Origin of the sequence: Sorangium sp. So ce296, assembly GCF_051529605.1 — a bacterium.
GTDB classification, from domain to species: Bacteria; Myxococcota_A; Polyangia; order Polyangiales; family Polyangiaceae; genus Sorangium; species Sorangium cellulosum_D.
Genome location: NZ_CP150325.1, coordinates 2,590,320 through 2,608,784, shown reverse-complemented (window position 1 = coordinate 2,608,784; position 18,465 = coordinate 2,590,320). Strand labels below are relative to the sequence as shown.

Sequence of the window (18,465 nt, the reverse complement as noted above, 5' to 3'; positions counted from 1 at the left end):
GGCTACGTGGAAATAGGGGTCAAGACATGGTCTCGCCCCGGATGCTCGCGGCGAGCCCATCGACCAGCGCGTGTCGCTTCCGCCGTCGCTTCATCGTGATTTCCCTGGCGGTTCCGTCGTCGGGCCGCCGCGCTTCGCCCGGGGCGCTGCTTTTTTTCGCGCGGCGGCGGCCCCGCGCGCCGCGGCGACGACGCGAGATCGTCGATGCAGCGCGGCGGCCCGTGGGCCGCCGCGTCATCGGCGCTACCACCTCGGCCCTACCTGTCCTAGAACACGCGACGCACACGCCCCTGAAAGCGAGCTCTTCGATGATCCGCCTCCGCCTCGCCGCCCTCGCCCTGCCCGCCGCCCTGGCCGCGGCGGCCTGCGACGCGCCGTCCGCTCCGGTCGGCGCGGCGCCCGACGCCGCGCCCTCCGCCGCCGCGCTGCCGGACCCGCCGCCCTCCGCCGCCGCGCCGCTGGCGAGCGCCCCCGCGGCGCCCGCCGACGCGAGCGCGGTCGCGGCCGACGCGGCGGCGCCGGCCGACGCGGGCGCGCCGGCGGAGGACGCGGGCCGCAAGCCGTCTGTCGACGCCGGCGACGCGGGCGGCGCGGCGGCGCGCGACGCGGGCGGCGCGGCGGCGGCGCGCGACGCGGGCGGCGGGCGCGCCGAGGCGCCGGCGGCGACCGGCGCGTCCCCGCCGGTCGCGGAGGCGCCGTTCGTCCCGCCGCCCGAGCCCGGGTCCGCGGACGCCGTTGCGGCGGAGGTCGACGCGATCTTCGTGGGCAAGAAGACCTATGTCGCCCGCTTCAAGCAGGAGCACACCCAGAAGATCTCCGGCGCCGTCAAGAAGCAGAGCGGCGCGCTGTCGGTCCAGAAGCCGGACAGGATCTCGTTTCGCTACGATCCGCCGAGCCGGAACCGCATCGTCTCCGACGGCGTGTCGCTGAAGGTCTACGTCGCCGAGGACCGGCAGATGTTCGTCACGCCGGTGAAGAACTCGGAGTATCCGGGCGCGCTCTCGTTCCTGATGGGCCACGGGCTCCGCCCGTCGTTCACGTTCACCTTCAACGAGAAGGCGAGCTTCGAGGGCGGCCCCGTGCTCGTCGGCAAGCCGCGGGCGCCGACTCCCCACTACGAGCTCGTGATGTTCTATATCGACAAGGCGCTCCTCGCGAAGAAGGACCCGGGCGTCGTGCGCCGCGTCCTCATCCTCGACGCGCAGGGCAACCGGAACCGGTTCGACTTCGAGAACGCGTCGCAGCCCGCGTCGATCGATCCCGCGGAGTTTCAGTTCACCCCGCCGCCCGGCACCGACGTCAAGCAGAATTGATGATTCCGCGCCCCTCGCTGCCGGAGCTGTTTCCCGACTTCCATCCGGAGTGGATCCTCGCCGAGGACGCGGATCTCATCGTCGTCGACAAGCCGGCTGGCCTGTCGACGCACGCGCCCGAGGCGGACCGGATCGACGACGTGGTGACGCGCCTCCGCGCCTTCCTCCGCGGCCGGGGCGACGCGGAGGCGTACCTCGGGATCCACCAGCGGCTCGATCGCGACACCTCGGGGGTCCTGCTGTTCACGCGGCGGCGCGAGGCGAACGCCGCCGTCGCGCGGCAGTTCGAGGGGCGCACCGTGCAAAAGACGTACGTCGCCGCCGTGTCCGGCTTCGGCGATCGCGCGCCGCGTGGCACGCTGCGGCACCGCCTCGTCCCGGCGCCGGGCGGCGCGATGCGCGCGCTCGCCGAGGCCGGCGCGGGGCGAGAGGATCGGGGCGCGAGGCGGGAGGATCGGGGCGCGAGGCGGGAAGACCGGGGCGCGGGCGGCCAGGAGCGAGCCGCCGGCGGCGCGCTGGCGATCACCCGCTACCGGCTCCTCGAGCGCCGCGGCGACCGCGCCCTGCTCGAGCTCCGGCCCGAGACCGGCCGCACCCACCAGCTCCGGGTGCAGCTCGCCGCGATCGGCCTGCCCATCGCCGGCGATCCGCTCTACGGCGGCGCCGAGGCCCCGCGCCTGCTCCTGCACGCCGCCGAGCTCCGCCTCGATCACCCGGCCACCGGCGCGGCCGCGACCTTCCGATCGCAGCTGCCGGCGGCGTTCGAGGCGTGGCTCGCGGACGCGCCGGCGGACCCGTACGCGGGGGGCGTCGCGGCCGTCGAGCGCGCCATGCGCGAGGCCGCCGAGCGGCGCTACGCCGTCGCGCGCGCCGGCGACACCACGGCGTTCCGGCTCGTCCACGGCGCGGGCGACGGGCTCCCCTCCCTCTCGGTCGACCTCTACGGCGAGCACCTCGTCGTGGCGCTGTTCGGCGCGGGCGAGGGCGAGCCGGGCGCGCCGCCGCGCGACGTCGTGCTCGACGCGGCCCACCGGCTCGGGGCGAGGGGCGTCTACCTCAAGGTGCGCCCGAAGCACGCGAGCGTGATCGTCGACGCGCGGCGCGAGGAGTTCGCGCCGCGGCACGCCGTCCGGGGGGAGAGCGCCCCCGAGGAGCTCACGATCTTCGAGCACGGCCTGCCGTACAAGGTGCGGCTCGGCGACGGGCTCTCGACCGGCATCTTCCTCGACCAGCGCGAGAACCGGCGGCGCGTGCGCGAGCTCGCCCGGGGCGCCCGGGTGCTGAACCTGTTCGCCTACACGGGCGCGTTCACCGTCGCGGCCGTGGCGGGCGGCGCGCGCGAGAGCGTCACCGTCGACGTGTCCCGGGGCGCGATCGCCTGGGCGCGCGAGAACCTCGACGCGATCGGCGCGGACGCGGCGGCGCACGTCGTGGTCGAGGCCGACGTGTTCCCGTGGCTGAAGGCCGCCGCCCAGGCCGGGCAGCGCTTCGACCTCATCGTGCTCGATCCGCCGAGCTTCGCGACCACGAAGAAGAGCCGCTTCAGCGCGGCGAGCGACTTCGGGGCGCTCGCCGCGCTCGCCTTCCGACTGCTCGCCCCGGGCGGCCGGCTCCTCGCCTGCACCAACCACCGCGGCATCGCGCGCGCCAAGTTCCGGCGCCATTTGCACGAGGCCGCGCGTGAAGCAGGATGCGACGTCGTGCAGATGAAAGACCTCCCCGATCCCGTCGACTTTCCGAGCGAGCCGGGCCTGGAGCCCCATCTGAAGAGCGTGCTCGCCACCGTCGGCGCGCCGGCGGCCAGGGCCGGCGCATCCGCGAAGGGCGCGCCGGCCGCGAAGGGCGCGCCGGCGGCGAAGGGCGCGCCGGCCCGCGGCGCTCGCCGAGGGGCCGCCGCGCCGGCCCGGGCGCCTCGCCGGGGGGCGCGATGAGCCAGCGCCGTCTCCTCATCACGATCCGCTCGTACGCTTACCTGGAGCCCGCCTTCCTCGCCGCCGGCGACTTCGAGCGCGGCCTGGTCGAGCGCAAGAGCTTCCCGGACGGCGAGCGCTACCTGCGGGTCGCGGTCGACTGCTGGGGGCGCGACGTGGTCCTGCTCGGCGGCGCGCCGCAGGACCTCGACTGGCTCGAGATCTACGACCTCGGCTGCGCCATCTCGCGCGCCGGCGCCCGGTCGCTCTCCATCGTGATGCCGTATTTCGGCTACGCGACCATGGAGCGGGCCGTGAAGCCGGGCGAGGTGGTGACCGCGAAGACGCGGGCGCGGCTCATCTCGGCGATCCCGACGTGCGACGCGGGCACGCGCATCTTCCTCTTCGATCTGCACACCGACGGCATCGAGTTCTACTTCAGCGACTCGCACGTGACGCGCCACCTCTACGGCGCCCCGCTCATCACGCAGGCGGTCCGCGCGCTGATGGGCGATCGCCCGTACGTGCTCGCGGCCACGGACGCCGGACGGGCCAAGTGGGTGCAGAGCCTCGCCCGCGGCCTCGGCGTCGAGCCGGCGTTCGTCTACAAGGAGCGGCGGGGCGACGGGGTCGGCGTGACCGGCGTCAACGCCGACGTCTCGGGCCGCGAGGTCGTCATCTACGACGACATGGTCCGCACCGGATCGTCGCTCGTCCAGGCGGGGCGCGCCTACCTCGCCGCCGGGGCCTCGAAGGTCCACGCCGTCGCGAGCCACCTGGTCCTGCCGGGCGACTCGCTCGAGAAGATCAGGAAGGCGGGCGTGTTCACGACGCTGCTCGGCACCGACTCGCACCCTGGCAGCCAGCAGCTCGCCGACACGCCCGGCGCCCTGCATTCGGTGGCGCCGCTCATCGTGCGCGCGCTCGAGCGGGAAACCTAGAGCACCCTCACCGCGGGCCCGACGCCGGCGCGGGCCGGCCGCCCAGCTCCCCGTAGAGGCCGGTGAGCCGCTCGACGACGGCCGAGATGTCGTACCGCGCCCGCGCCCGCTCCCAGGCGCCGCGGCCCACCCGCTCGCGGAGCTCGACCGAGCCGAGCAGCCGGTTGATCCGCTCGGCGAGCGCGTCCACGTCGCCCGCCGCGATCAGGAAGCCGCTCTCGCCGTCGGCGATCACCTCGGGGACCGCGCCGACCCGGGTCGCCACCACCGGCCGGGCCGCCGCCATCGCCTCCAGGAGCGCGATGGGCAGCCCCTCCGCGTGGGACGGGAGGATGAACACGCTGCTCCCCTCGAGCACCCGGGACTTCGCCTCGCCGCGCACGCTGCCCAGGAACCGCACGCTGTCGCCCAGGCCGAGCTCCGCGACGAGGCGCTTGTAGCGGGCGAGGGCGTCGGGCTCCGCCGGCCCGGCGAGGTTGAGCACCGCGGCGGGGTGCTGCCGCACCACCTGCGCGAACGCCCGGATCGCCTCCGGGACGCCCTTGCGGTCGTCGATGGAGCCGAGGAGCAGCACGCTCGGGGCGGCGGGGAGCGGGAGCGGCGCGGCCGGCACGGAGACCGCGTTCTCCAGGGTGACGATGCGGGAGCCTGGCGCGACGCGGCCGAGGTAATCGGCCCAGTACGCGCTCAGCGCGATCACCGCGTCCGCGTCGCGCAGGCTCCGGGCGATCCACCCCTTGAGCCGGCTCTCTGCGACGAAGTCCTCGAACTTGCTGCCGTGGATGTGCAGGATCGTCCGGTAGCCGAGCCACTGGCCGAGCTGCGAGAAGACCGCCTTCTCGTAGAAGGACCACCCGTACGACGAGTGGATGTGCAGGACGCGGCACCCGGGGCTGTTGGCGACGATCGCCGCGCACCCGCGGGCGAAGCGCGCCAGCTTGCCCCGCAGCCCGGGCTCGGGGGCGGTGTCGCAATGGCGCGTGGGGATCCGCTCCAGCATGGTCTCCACGTAGGTCGCGATCCCCCCCACCGCCGGGGCCCGCGGGCCGATCACCAGCACGCCCGCGCGCTCAGCCATCGGCGCCCTCGCTCGCTTGCTTCAGGATCCGGGCGGGGACGCCGCCCACCGTCGCGCCCGCCGGGACGTCCTTGACCACCACCGCGTTCGCCCCCACCACCGCGCCGCGCCCGATGCGGATCGGGCCGAGGATCTTCGCGCCGGCGCCCAGGTAGACGTCGTCCTCGATCACCGGCACCCCGGTTTGGCCCTGGCGTCCGCCGATCGTCACCTGCTGGGCGATGATCACGTTCCTGCCGATCCGCGCCTGCGCGTGGATCACCACCCCCATCCCGCCGTACCCGAACCGGGTGCCGGCGCCGATCTCGGCGCTGGGCGGGATCGAGCTATTGTAGACGAGGAAGGTCGTCCAGTAGAGCAGCTTGGGGACCACGGGGATTTGCTTGGCGTGGCACCAGTGCGCGACGTTGTACAGATGGATGGCGTTCATGGAGTTCTCGACGGCTCTCGCCCGGGCCGGCCAGGCCAGCCGTCCACCGGCATGGCCAGCATGGCTCGCGCCGCGGCGGCGCCCGGGGCTTCGTCCTCGTCCTGGTCCTGATACAGGCGCTGATAAGTCTCCGCCATCGTCGCCACGTCGGAGGGAGAAGGAAATCCAAACGTCTCGGAACGTCAAGCCCCAACTGCGGGGCCTGTGCGGGGCCTGCCCGTGGTTGACAGGGCGTTCTTCCATGCTACCTGGCTCCCCAGCGTCGACCTCGCCGGCGCGAAGCTCACCAGCGCCGAGCTCTCCGGAGCGGAGCTGACGTCGGGCGCGGCACAAAACGCGGCGTGGATCGATCGAGGAAGCGCGGCGAGCAGCAGCCAGCGTTGGAGTCGCCGCGCACGGCGACGCGCGCCTGTCGGAGCGCTGCGCAGGCTGTATCGATGCGTATCGCGGCGCGATGTCCTCATGATGAAGCCAGATCTCGCGCCGCTCATGGCGTCCGCCGTGACGCTGATCTTCGTCCGGGCGAGGGTCTCGATGTCACGTGACAGGTCACGTGACATCGAGGCGCCGCGCCGTGACGTCGCCTCGCGAGATCGGTCACGCCGCGATCTCCCGGCACGGCATTTCGCGCATTTCGCTGGGCGCCGTGAGCGTGGAGCGTTGGCACTCACATTGCAATAAACATTGCAATAGATTGAATGACCCGCTGCCGTCCGATGGCATGCTGGCCATGCGTCCCGGCGAGTAGGTCGGCACCCCGCTCATCTCTGATCCTGTGATGACAGGAGACGAGCCACAGAGGCACAGCCTCCCTGCGTCTATCTCCTCTGTGTCCTCTGCGCCTCTGTGTCGCGCCTCCTCGCCCACTGCGGTCCTCCGCGACCCGTCCCAGGAAAGGACTCTTCGATGCGAACTCTCTTCATGCGTCCGAGCGTCACGCACGACAGCGGCCCGGCGCCAGCGCCGCCGGCCGACGCCTCGCGCGCCGAGCGCCCGAGCGGCGGCGAGGTGATGTGTCATGGCTGACGCGCGTCGCTTCCGCGCGTCCCCCGCGCTCGTCGCGGCCCTCCTCTCGGCCTGCGCCGCCGGCGAGGTCGCCCCGGCGCCCGGCGCCGCCGAGGTCGAGGAGACCGGCTCGCAGCAGAGCGCCCTCGTCAAACACAAAGCGCAATCGCTCAGCGCAGGGATGAACCACGCCTGCGCGGTCCTGAAGACCGGCGCGCTCAAGTGCTGGGGGGACAACTACTACGGTCAGCTCGGCCTCGGCGACACCGAGAGCCGCGGCGACAGCGCTGGTGAGATGGGAGATGCTCTCCCGGCGAGCTTCGGTCAGGGCATCTCCGCCGTCACGGCAGGGTACATGCATACGTGTGCGCTGTATCAACCCTTTTCCTGGTCGCAGCCTGGCCTGAAATGCTGGGGGAGGAACGGCAGCGGTCAGCTCGGCCAGCTCCAGATCGGCGACCGCGGCGACGAGCCGCGCGAGATGTTCCAGATGCACTTCACGGACCTGGGCGCCGGCCGTCGTGCCAAGTCCGCGGATTCCGGCTCGTACCACACCTGCGCGGTGCTCGACAACGACGAGCTCAGGTGCTGGGGCTACAACATGCACGGTCAGCTCGGCCTCGGGGACTCGCAGAACCGCGGCGACTCGGCGCTCGAGATGGTGTTCCTCTCCACGATCCCCCTCGGGACGGGCCGCACCGCGAAGGCCGTCGCGGCCGGCGAGAGCCATACGTGCGTGCTCCTCGACAACAACCAGGTCAAGTGCTGGGGCTTGAACGCGGGCGGCTCGCTCGGCCTCGGCGACCTGAACCCGCGCGGCCACACCACCGCGACGAAGCCGGCGAGCCTCCCCGTGGTCCAGCTCGGCGGCGCCAACGATGAGGCCAAGGCGATCGCCGCCGGCGGCCAACACACCTGCGCCATCCTCCCCGACGACACGGTCAAGTGCTGGGGGGCCAACGACTACGGTCAGCTCGGTCAGGGCCATACGAACAGCCTCGGCGACAGCACCGCGACCGAGCCGGAGGACTTCGCCGCCATCGGCCTGGGGGGACCCGTCTCGGCGATCTCCGCTGGCTGGCGGCACACCTGCGCCCTCCTCAGCAACGGCACGGTCAAGTGCTGGGGGCTCAACGACCACGGCCAGCTCGGCCTCGGGCACAACCAGAACCAGGGCGACGCTCCCGGCGAGATGGCGGCCCTCCCCGCGGTCGACCTCGGCCCCGGCCGCACGGCCAAGGCGGTCGCCGCGGGCGTCTTCTTCACCTGCGCGCTTCTCGACACGGACGAGGTCAAGTGCTGGGGCGACGACGCCTACGGCGCGCTGGGCCACCCCGGCTGCTCCGGCGCCACGCCGGACTGCGGCGACGAGGCGGGCGAGATGGGCGCCGCGCTCCCGGCCGTCGAGCTCGGCGACGACAAGCTCGCGCCGGGCGGCTGCGGCGCGCCGACCCTGGTCCTCAGCGACGGACCCGCCAACGACCCGAACGCGAACGAGCTCTGCCTCCACGGGACGGGCACGCTGGACCTCGCCACGGTGCCGCGTGGGACCACCGGCACCTTCTGGGCCAGCGAGGTGGCCGGCGAGGTCACCGGCGAGGTCGAGAGCTTCTACCGCGACTTGCCGCCCGGCGACCCCAACTGGGGCGGCCTCTTCTCGCGGGTGTCCTGCTCGACATACGACTGCCCCTCCCAGCACTTCACCGGCGCCGACAGCGCCGGCTGGGTCGACGCCGACGAAAACGCCAAGAAAGCGGACCTCGTCGCGCTCTTCCACCTGAAGGAGCCGATCCGCAACGAGGAATTCACCTCCAGCGCCCCCGGGTTCATCATCCTCGACTCCTCTATCGCGCCGCCCGCCACCGTCTCGGCCCTCGCGCAGGAGAGCACCTTCGTCTGGAAGGGCGACCGCTACACGAACGACTGGACCGCCGCGGCCGCGAACCCCGACATCATCGTCGGCCATTACATGCCCGTCTCCGGGTTCGACGACGGCATGCTCGCGCGTTGCCAGACGGACTCCGACTGCCTCCTGGAAGGGTATCACTGCATCACCTGGAACGCCGCGTCCAACCCGGCGACCTACTACTTCCATGGCGAGAAGGTGTGCTGGTACACGTCGAGCGAGATGCGCAGTTGCCAGAAGGACCCGAGCTCGGCGGACTTCGGCGGACCTGGCCAGGACGCAGACTGCAAGCCGACGCCGGACAGCGACGTCGCCGGCATCTGCGCGCTGCCCAACGGCGGGACGCAGCTCAAGTGCTTCCAGAACTCGACGCTCAAGGGCGCGATCAACTACAACTACTGGGACGCGCTCCACCCCGAGTGGATCCTCCGCAGGTGCAAGCCCAACGGCGACCCGCTCGACGACCTCAACGCCTCGCCGCTGAAGAGGGACAGGAGGAACGCGGCATACTGGGGGGTCGAGAACCCGGCGCTCGACTTCACCAACGAGGAGGTCGTTGAAGAGATGCTGTCGCGGATCCGCGCTCAGTGGGCGCGGGGGCTGAAGTTCGACGCGCTGTCGCTCGACGTCGTGATACCCGCCAACTACATCGGCGCGTGCGGCGTCTACGAGAACGGGACGACCATGGTCCCTCTGTTCAAGGGCGACCAGCGCTACGATCCGGCGTGCAGCGGGACGTGCGACCCGGAAGACCCGAGCTGCGCCGCCAGGGACAGGTACTGCGACTGGCAGTACACGCGCGCGGTGGCCAAGTGGCTGAAGCGGCTGCGCGACGAGATGCACAAGGACGGCAAGCGCCTCCACATCAACATGGGCGCCACCGGGTCAATCAATCCTGCTTACTCGATCTCGTCGAGCGACGCGACGCTCGCCGGCCCCGGCGGCATCTTCGACACGGTCGACGGCGTCCTGACCGAGATGGGGTTCAACTACGGGAAGTGCGGCGCCTATTCCTACGACGAGTCCCCGGACTGCCCCGACAACCCCTATGACGGTAAGGACGTCCATTTCTTTAGCAACATGCGCGGCTACATGCTCGGCGTGCAGAGCCGCTCGAAGCCGTTCTACCTGAAGACGGCCTTCCCCACCGCCGACCACAACACCCCGCCGACGCCTGCGCAGATCGAGTGGGCGCTCGCGAGCTACCTCGTGTCGGAGGCAGGGCTGGCGAGCCTCTACGTGACGCCCTACTCCGACGCGAAGGGCTACTGGGATCACGCCCAGCTCGGCGTCGAGCTCGACGCCGCCTGCGGTGCGGCGGCGCCCGTCGTGGAGTCGGTCGGCGCGCGCAAGGGGCTCACGCGGGCGTACCGGCACGGCTTCGTCGCCGTCAACTTCGGCGCGCCCGCGCCCGCGATCTCGCCCCTGCTCGGCGGCGACATCACGGTGTCCCTCCCGGCCGGTACGTTCTTCAAGTGGAACGGCAGCACGGGGGAGTACGACGCCCCGGTGGACTGCAGCAACCCGGACCCCGCGCTGAACGACTGCGTGATCCCGCCCCAGCAGGGCAGGGTGTTCGTCCAGTCGGGCGCCCCCATCTGCCCCTGAGCGGCGAGGCTCCAGCTCGGGAGCGGCGGCTGGGACTCCCAGTCGCATCGCTCTCCGAGCTGGAGCAGAGGGATCTGGCCGTCCTCACAGGCGAGCTCGGCCACGCGCGGTGACGGGCTCGGCGCGCTACTGCGAGGTGAGCACTAGAGCGGTTTTTCGCTGGGACTGACACATCGTCCTCCGTCTCTCGTGCCCGTCCCCGTCTTTCGTCTTCCGTCTCCCATCTCCCGTCTCCCGTCTCCCATCTCCCGTCTCCCGTCTCCCGTCTCCCGTCTCCCGTCTTCGCTCTTCCGTGCGCGTGCGCGTGCGCGCTGATTTCGGGGAATCGCGCACGCGCACGCGCACGAGGGACGCGCACGAAGACGGGAGACGCGCACGAAGACGGGAGACGCGCACGAAGACGGGAGACGCGCACGAAGACGGGAGACGCGCACGAAGACGGGAGACGGGAGACGGGGGACGCAGGACGGCAACCCCATGGAGAGCCTACCGCCGGATGAACGGATGAACTGGCTGATTCCGAGGTCCCTGGCAGAGGGGGCGTGTCGGGCGGGGCAGGATGCCGGGTTGTGCAGCGCCGGACCGCTGTCCGAGGCATCTCGCTTGCACCCGCGACGGGACGGGGACGTCATCGCTGCATCATGCGCGCTGCGCCTCGGTCGAAAGGGGAGGTACCATCATGAGCACTCTTCGCAAGGTCCACCTGGGTCTCGGTCTCGCCTTCGTGACGGCGCTCGGCTTCGTGGCGGGCCCCGTGTTCGCGGATACCCCCTCCGCTGACGAGTCGGTCGGCGAGGCCGCTTCGGCCCTCTCCTACTCCTGCACGATGTCGGGCCCTCCGGGGTACAGGGCCGACGCGATCTTGACCGTCCTCCCGAACGGGACGTGCCGCCGGGATCGCACGGGCGTCCCCGGCCTGGTGACCACGCCCTCGTGCCACGAGGTGGCGAGGACCATCGGCTGTATCCTCATCAACTGATCAACGACCGCTCCGCCGATCGTCCCGCAGCGCGCCGCGCCTGCTCTCGCCGTGCGATCCAGCGCCCGAGGGGACATCCTCCGTGGCGAGGATGCTCGCCCCGAACCCGCGCTTCGTGGATCTTTGCACCGGGCATGAACGGACGCATGCTCGGCGCAAAACCCGATAGACTGCCATGCGTGGACGCCACGACTCACCACGACGCGGAGCGACCTCCGTCGATCCCGCCTGCAGCCAGGTACAACCCCGCGCAAGGGACGTTCGAGCTCGGGGAGACGGACGCCGACGGCCGCCCTTCCGGCGAACGCCTGGCGTACCGCGCGAGCGACGGCTCGTTGCTCTCGCGCTGCTGCTACGCGGACGGGGTCAAGGACGGGCCGTTCACCGTGTTCCACCCGAACGGTCAACCCGCGCAGCGCGGGCGCTACCGGGGCGGCCAGCTCGACGGCGAGGTGGTGGCGTACGGCAGCGACGCCCCGACCGAGCTCAGGCTGCGACGGTGCTGCGTGCCGCCCGGCGCCTGGGAGCTGCGAACGCAGGTCCGGCAGGGGCAGATCCTGCGCGAGGTCTTTCACGACCGCGCCGGATACCCGATCTCCGCGGACGGCTCCCGCTGGCCCGAGCGACCCGCCGGCGTCGCCGAAGCGGCGGACTACGACCAGGGCTCGCAACGCTGGATCCTCGTCGAGGAGGACGAAGCCTCGGCCGCGACCCTCCACCGTTACTTCACGACCGCGGGCAAGCCCGCTCAGGAGATCGAAGTTCGCGCTGGAGCGCGTTATCGCGAGCTCCAGTACGACGCCCTGGGCCGCCCTTCCGAGGAGCGGCACCTCGATCCCGAGGGACGCTTGCACGGCCCGTCCACCCGCTGGTTCCCCGATCCGGACGCGAGCCCTTACCTCGATCCGCGCGTGCGCGAGGAGCGCGGTCAGTACGCGCACGGGCACCCCGTCGGAGCGTTCACGATGCTCGACGCGGACGGGGCGCCGGTCGCTCGGCGCGAGCTCGGCGCGGCCCTCGACGAGGCCAGCCTCGTCGCGTCGCCCGCGCTCGCCGAGGACCTCGCGGCGTGGGACGCCGAGCGCGTCTGGGCCCTCGCGCGAGAGCTCTTGCAGGGCGGCCGCGCGCGCGAGGCCTGCTGCGCCGCGGCCCGCGCGGCGGTGCGCGGCGGCGAGCGCGAGCGGCTCGCCGAGCTCCTGCGCGCCGCGACGCTGCAGCCAAGGCCCGAGATCGCGGCGCGACGCGGGCGAGCGCTGCTCGAGGCGACCGACGTGACGGCGCTCGCCGCCCTGGACGCGCTCTTGCTCGGCGCCGAGCCGAGCGCAGCCTACCGCAAGCTCGCCGCCGCCTTTCCGGGCTCGCGCCGCGTCGCGCTCTCGCTCGTCGAGGCGGCGCTGCTGCTCGAGCCCGAGCGCCGCTCGACCTGCATCACGCGCGCGCTCCTGCGGCTCGATCTCGGCGACACGCGCGGCGTGATCGAGGACGCCGATCGCATCGAGCCCGAGGCGCCCGCCGTGGCCGAGCACCTCAGGACGGTGGTGCGGGTGCTGTTCGCGGAGCTCGATTTCTGGCCGGCGCGCCAGGCCATCGATCCGGTGCCGGGCGACGCGTCGGTCGAGGTCGAGCTCGGCCAGCCGATCGAGCAGGTCCGGCAGAAGATCCAGGTCTACGCGACCCGCTTGATGCGCTTGCGCGAGGCCGTGCAGCGCGGCCTGTCGGGCGCGGAGCCGTGTCCGTGGCTCCCGCCGGACCTGTCGCACCTCTTGCCGGAGGGGCCGGTGGAGCTCGCGCGGACCGAGGCGACGTTGACCGAGGAGACGGAGAATGGCGTGGAGACCGTCGAGCTCACCGTGGACGAGACGCTCGACCCGGGAGCCCTGCCGGTCTCCCTCCTGATGCGAAGGGTCCGCGCCGAGTGGGCCGCCCTCTGCTGGCTTTGCTGGTCGGCCGGCCTCGACCGCGTCGCGCTGCCGGAGCGCATCGCGCACCGGCCCGACTTCACGGCGGCGGTCAACATGGCGCTCTCCCGCTGCTTCCGCGCGCGCGACCAGCGGCAGACCGGCGGGCTCGTGAGCCGGGCGCGCGGCGTGCCGGGCTTCGTCTGGGAAGGGCACGCGATCGACGAGCTCGACCCCACGCTCGCGGCCATCGCGGACGACGAGACCTTCGAGGTGCGCTGCCTCTTCGCGTGGCTCCTGTTCCCGGAGAACCTCTCCCCGTTCCAGAGCGATATCCGCGCTGCGTGACGCCGATTCAGGGGGGATGGGACGTTATTGATTGTCTCGCGCCGCCGCTCCAGCCCTGAGCCCGCGCCGCCGGGCGCGGAATTCTCTTGCCGGCGCCGATCGGCGCGTGGATGCTCTCCCCGGATGCGCGGGTGGCGCGCAGAAAGGATGAGCGTCGAGGCCATGGACGAGCTCGTACGACAGGTCGCAGAGAAGGTGGGCATCTCGGAAGACAAGGCGCGCGTGGCCGTGGAGACGGTGGTCAATTTCCTCAAAGCGAAGCTCCCTGCTCCGCTCGCCGCCCACGTCGACACCGCGCTCGGCGCCGCCGCCCCCGCCATCGCCAACCTGGACGTGGGCGGCCTCGCGAGCTCCCTCGGCGGCCTCTTCGGCAAGAAGTAGCCTCGCCCCCTTCGCTGGGGCTGCCCGCCCTCTCCCTTCCACCGAGCACCTCCCCCTCTCCCGACCTCGACGGCGCGGCCTCCGCGCTCCTCCAGGCCGAGGCGCGCTCACGTCCAGGACGCGCTCAGGCCGCGCCGCTCCGGCCGGCGCGATCACGCTGCCTGCGCCCTCGGCGTTTCACGGCTCCGTCCTGGCCCGGCGCGCGCCGCGCGGCCTCGATCTGGGCTGCGTCTTCGCATCCGCCGTGCGCGCGGGGCCCGGAGAGGCCGTCGCGGGCACGGCCGCCCGTCGACGAGCGTGGAAGGCGCGCTGTTCCTGGACGGCGCGCGCCGCGCGATGGATAGCCGCTGCACAGGCGGGCTCCGGCACCGGGCTTGCGAGCATCGAAGACCTGGAGAAGCACCCGCCCACGTCCCTCTTCCCGGGCGGCGCAGCTTCCGGGTCGAGAGGAGCGATATTCCATGGCGTCCGTGATCGGCGGCGAGGCCGCGTTCATCGGGTCCTTGACTGAACTGATCGAGCTCAATTGGTCCGCGGTGGACGCGCTCCGAGCGGCCCTCTCGCGGATGAGCCGCCCAGGCGACAAGAGCCGGCTGGCGAGCTTCTTGAGCGATCACGAGCGCCACCTCGAGGAGCTCGCCGCCCTGGCCCACGAGCTCGGCGATCCGCCCGTCGAGAGCGCCGTCCGGCCCAAGCTGAAGAGCAAAGCGCTGACGAACGGGATGGCCGGAGAACGCGCCATCCTGGAGGCGATGAGGCATTACGAGGAAGACAGCTGCGCCGCCTACGAGAGGATGATATCGTCGCGCGAAGGCCTCTCGGACCGCGCGCGGGACCTCCTCCGGCAGTCGCTCGCGGTGGAGCGGCGTCACCGGGAGTGGTTCGCGGAGCAGCTCGACGCCCGGCAAGGGCTCCTGCTCCTGCCGCTGTAGCGAGCGCGCCGGTGCGCAACCCATGCGCAACCAACGACGGTGTCGACGATGACTCCGTCCTGATCGAAGATTGACGCTCGGAGTCGATTCGCGTCCACGCGATCTCCGCTGCGGGCGCGGAGGCCCTGTCGGAGCTCGGCGATTGGCGCCGTGAGCGCGCTTTGCGGGCGGCGGTTTTCTTTCGCCGTCTCGTGTATCATCGCCGCGATGATTCGCCCCCTGGTCCTTGCCTCCCTTGGCCTCGCCATCTCCCTCCTGGGCTGCGACGAGCCCAAGAAGCCCGCCGCCCCTGCGGCCTCCGCCGCCCCCGCCGCGCAGGCGCCCGCCGCCGCGACGCCCGCCGCGAGCCCCGCGGCCAGCGCGCCGGCGCCGCCGAAGAAAGAGGTCGTGTGCACCAAGAGCGACCCGGTGACCTTCTCGCATCCGGCGCTCGAGGCCAGGGTGCGGCAGCAGCTCCAGAAGCCCGAGGGGCCGATCAAGCGCGCCGAGCTCAAGAACATCAAGACGATGAACCTGTCCGACGCCCAGGGGCTCGACGAGCTCGATCCCTGCCTCTTCCCCGAGCTCACGGGCGTCAAAGGGCTTTACCTGCCGCCGGGCAAGATCGACGATCTCCGCCCGATCAAGGGCCTGCTCCGGCTGGAGTCGCTGCGCGTCTCGGCGACGCTGGTCAAGGACCTCTCCCCGCTCGCCGGGCTCGTCAAGCTCGACCGGCTCGACATCGGCCGCACGCCCGTGGAGGACCTCACCCCGCTCGCCGGCCTCACCAACCTGACCGAGCTCCAGATCGACGAGACCGAGGTGACGGACCTGCGCCCGCTCGCCGGCCTGAAGAAGCTCGAGATGCTCCAGATGAAGCGGACGCGGGTGAGCGACGTGTCGCCGCTCCGGGAGCTCAAGAGCCTCAAGAACGTGTACCTCGAGGGCTCGCGGGTCGACGACGCGAGCCCGCTCCGGAGCATCCCCGGGATCAAGATCCACGAGGGCTGACGCGCCCGGCCGCGCGCCGCCGCGCCGCGCCGAGCGCCGCCGCCGCGGCGAAGAGCCCGAGCGGCCAGCGCGCTGCCGCGCCGCCCGCGTCGGCCGCGCCGGCCGCGGCGCACGCGCAGCCGAGCTCGCCGTGGACGCCGCCGTTCATGAGGGGACCGTCGTCCGCGGCGCCCCCTGCGCCGCCTGCCGCGCCGCCGGAGCCGCCGGTGGCCCCGCCGGCGCCCTCGCCCGGCGGCGGCGCCTCGACGAGCGCGTCGATGACGTAGAGCGCCGGCCCCGAGCCCTGCGCCAGGAAGGGGCGCGGCGGCAGCGCCGGGCCGAGCGGCAGGGCGGCGAGCCGCGCCGCCGGCCACACGACGGCCTCGTCCGGATCGAGCCGCCACGCGGCGGCGGCCGCCGCGTCCGGCACGGCCCGGCGCGCGGCGCCGTCGACGAGCCACACGGACGCCCCGCCGTCGTCGCCGCGCACGAGCAGCGGCGACGGCGGGAACGCGTCGCCCTCGGGGAGCGCCTCGAGCGCCGCGTCCGGCGCGCTGGCGACGTCCCAGAACCGCGAGAACCGCCAGGCGTCCAGCGCCCCGGCGCCTCCGAGCGGCCGCCGCACGCCGCCCGGCAGCTCGAGCGGGCACGCGAGCGCCCTCGGGCTGCCCTCGAGCTCGACCTCCTCGCCGCTCAGCGCGTCGACGCCGTAGGCGTAGACCGCGTGCTCGCCCCCGATCAGGCCGAGCGGCATCGGCGCCTCGAAGCCGTGCGCGCAGGAGCCGAGCGGCGCGCAGAGGTCGTCCCGGGGCCGGTCCGCGGCGAGGGTGTGGCCCTCGGCGCCCGCGTCGGTCGCCGCGGCGTCGAAATAGAGCCGCGCGCTGCCCGGCGCGCCCTCGGCGGCGTCCGGGTCGTGGGTCCAGCCGCGGATACCGTCGCAGCCCGCGGTCTCGAGGGCGCCCTCGGGGGGCTCGTTGAGGAGCGCCTGGTACGAGGCCACGAGGGAGCTGTAGGGCGGCACATACACAAGCCCGACGCCGCTCAACGATTGCCGCACGTTGAAGTGCAGGTGAATCGTCGTCGGCGTGCCGCCAAACACGTTGGAGACCTTCCCGATGCGCTCGCCGCGCGACACGCCCTGTCCCACCGAGACCTGGACATCGGACATGTGCAGGTAGTCGTAGCGAGTCCCGTCCTCGCCGGTCAGGTACACCGAGTAGCCGCCGATGCTCGTGATGATGCCGTCGGCCACCGCGACCACCCAGTATTTGCCCGCCTCGCACGTGGGCGGCCGGACGTCCTGCCCCTGGTGTCCCGCCCCGGAGGGGCAGAGCGGCATCGCCCACGACCGCGACTCGCAGAAGTTGTCGCGCCACGGATAGGCGTAGTTGTCCGCGTCGCACTGCCCCCCGCGCGGGCCGGCGCTCCCCCCTTTGCTGTACACCTGGGAGTTGGCGAACGCCGGGCCCTCCTCGAGGGGAAAGCGCATGGCGGGCGCGTACACGACGCCATCGGCGCGCCCCTCGCCCGAGCCGGGGACGAGCTCGCCGGCCGGATGATAGGAGAACGGATCGGCCGCGGCCGCGGTCGGCAAGAGCGCGAGCGCGAGCGCGAGCGCGGCCGCGGCGACGAGCGCGGCGGGGCGGCGGCGATGGAGGCGGGGAGGGTGGAGCGGCGCGCTCATGGCCTGTCTCCCGCCGTCTTCGCGCCGACGCCGCCCACGTAGACGAGCTCCGCGGCGAGCTCGCGGAGGAGCGCGTCCGAGGCGCAGGGCGGGGCCTCCGGCGACGCGCACTCGACGTCGAGGGCGTAGGTGACGCCGTTCTCGATCCAGGACGCGGTCCAGATGCCCTCGTTCGCCGTGATGAGCGCGGGCGCCCCGCGCACGGCGTGGGCTGGTTGAAAAGGTGGAATACCTGGATACTTGCGCTCAAGGCGGGTCATGGTGAGCGAGACGGTGATCGACTCCGTCTTTGCCCAGAACGACGTCCAGTGCTCCTTGGCCACGAGGACCGGCGCCGCGAGGAGCTCGGGCCGGGGCGGCACGAGCACCGGGACCTGCGAGATCCTGGCGGCGTGGGCCGCCGCCTCGGGCAGCGCCGCGAGCGCGCCGCGGTCGACCGAGGCGGCCGGCGGCCAGGTGACGGGGGCGATCACCGGCGCCGCCGTGGCGACGAGCGGCTGGGCGGCGGCCGGATCGCGCGGGGCCTCGGAGGGAGGCGCGGCCTGGTCGCACGCGGCGAACACGACAGAGAGAGAGAGGAGCACAACGAAAGCGGTGGGAACGCCGCGCATGGAGCCTCGCGGAAGGGGACCCACGAGTGTAGTCGAAGAGCCGCGGCGATGGCCAGGAGATGGCGTGGCGCGCGCGAGATGTCGCCGGGGTGTGACCGGGGCGACGTGACGCCGTGCGCGAGGCGCCGGTGAGGGCGCGTCATGGGTGCGTGTGCGTCAGACGACACCGCGCTTTCCGTGCGTGCGTGAGCCCATGGCCGCAGCCATGCGGCCGCGCTCGGCCGGTAACAGCAAGATACAGACGATCGGCCATTGCGCGTAACGCGTGGACATACCCCGGGATCATCGAATGGCGGGGACGTGTTTCGAGCTTTCCAACGAGACGTGCCGTGGTAGTTGAAATCACGTCCTGCAGGGGCGTCCGCGGTGGGCCGCTGGCGCGCGCAGGGCTGAAGAGGGGATCGACAGGCAATAACTGATGTCTCGCGCACGCGCGAGAGGGTGGATCGCGCGGAGCGAGCGGCGCGCGAGT

General features: G+C 72.6%; 13 protein-coding genes. 9 read left to right on the top strand and 4 right to left on the bottom strand.

Annotated features, from left to right (window positions below):
• Positions 1-308: 308 nt before the first annotated feature.
• The 3 genes from WME98_RS09860 to prs are packed head-to-tail and all read left to right on the top strand — an operon-like array spanning position 309 to position 4,164.
• Entirely contained in the window at positions 309-1,313 is a 1,005-nt protein-coding gene (locus WME98_RS09860; protein WP_437951069.1) for a LolA family protein, read from the top strand.
• Positions 1,313-3,244, top strand: a complete 1,932-nt coding sequence (locus WME98_RS09855) for a class I SAM-dependent methyltransferase (protein ID WP_437951068.1) — start codon at positions 1,313-1,315, stop codon at positions 3,242-3,244. The genes WME98_RS09860 and WME98_RS09855 overlap by 1 nt, the downstream gene beginning before the upstream one ends.
• Positions 3,241-4,164 (top strand): ribose-phosphate diphosphokinase, encoded by a 924-nt coding sequence (gene prs / locus WME98_RS09850; protein WP_437951067.1) that lies wholly within the window; start codon positions 3,241-3,243, stop codon positions 4,162-4,164. The genes WME98_RS09855 and prs overlap by 4 nt, the downstream gene beginning before the upstream one ends.
• A gap of 7 nt (positions 4,165-4,171) precedes the next feature.
• Here the strand turns inward: prs and WME98_RS09845 are convergent, their stop codons facing one another.
• Positions 4,172-5,242, bottom strand: coding sequence for a glycosyltransferase family 4 protein (locus WME98_RS09845; protein WP_437951066.1), 1,071 nt, complete (start codon positions 5,240-5,242; stop codon positions 4,172-4,174).
• Complete coding sequence (locus WME98_RS09840; RefSeq protein WP_437951065.1) at positions 5,235-5,672, bottom strand: serine O-acetyltransferase; 438 nt, start codon at positions 5,670-5,672, stop codon at positions 5,235-5,237. Before WME98_RS09840 ends, WME98_RS09845 begins: the two co-directional genes overlap by 8 nt.
• 1,018 nt (positions 5,673-6,690) lie before the next feature.
• Between WME98_RS09840 and WME98_RS09835 the strand changes: the two genes are divergently transcribed.
• From WME98_RS09835 to WME98_RS09810, 6 genes are all read left to right on the top strand, one after another.
• Entirely contained in the window at positions 6,691-10,191 is a 3,501-nt protein-coding gene (locus WME98_RS09835; protein ID WP_437951063.1) for an RCC1 domain-containing protein, read from the top strand.
• A gap of 679 nt (positions 10,192-10,870) precedes the next feature.
• Complete coding sequence (locus WME98_RS09830) at positions 10,871-11,170, top strand: hypothetical protein (RefSeq protein ID WP_437951062.1); 300 nt, start codon at positions 10,871-10,873, stop codon at positions 11,168-11,170.
• 179 nt (positions 11,171-11,349) lie between these two features.
• A complete protein-coding gene (locus WME98_RS09825) occupies positions 11,350-13,416 on the top strand; it encodes a hypothetical protein (protein WP_437951061.1) in 2,067 nt (688 codons plus the stop codon).
• A gap of 162 nt (positions 13,417-13,578) precedes the next feature.
• Positions 13,579-13,797, top strand: coding sequence for a hypothetical protein (locus tag WME98_RS09820; protein ID WP_044989269.1), 219 nt, complete (start codon positions 13,579-13,581; stop codon positions 13,795-13,797).
• A gap of 461 nt (positions 13,798-14,258) precedes the next feature.
• Positions 14,259-14,729 carry a ferritin-like domain-containing protein gene (locus WME98_RS09815; protein WP_061621497.1) on the top strand — a complete coding sequence of 157 codons (471 nt, stop codon included), beginning with the start codon at positions 14,259-14,261 and terminating at the stop codon, positions 14,727-14,729.
• Between the two features lie 207 nt (positions 14,730-14,936).
• Positions 14,937-15,719: a leucine-rich repeat domain-containing protein gene (locus WME98_RS09810; RefSeq protein ID WP_437333124.1), complete on the top strand. Its 783-nt coding sequence runs from the start codon at positions 14,937-14,939 to the stop codon at positions 15,717-15,719.
• Here the strand turns inward: WME98_RS09810 and WME98_RS09805 are convergent.
• Together WME98_RS09805 and WME98_RS09800 are read right to left on the bottom strand one after the other, a co-directional pair.
• On the bottom strand, positions 15,700-17,382 hold the full coding sequence (locus WME98_RS09805; RefSeq protein ID WP_437951058.1) for a M23 family metallopeptidase: 1,683 nt from the start codon (positions 17,380-17,382) through the stop codon (positions 15,700-15,702). The genes WME98_RS09810 and WME98_RS09805 overlap by 20 nt on opposite strands.
• The gene (locus WME98_RS09800; protein WP_437951057.1) at positions 17,379-17,966 is read right to left on the bottom strand and encodes a hypothetical protein; all 588 of its coding nucleotides are present in this window, start codon (positions 17,964-17,966) and stop codon (positions 17,379-17,381) included. Before WME98_RS09800 ends, WME98_RS09805 begins: the two co-directional genes overlap by 4 nt.
• Between the last annotated feature and the right edge of the window lie 499 nt (positions 17,967-18,465).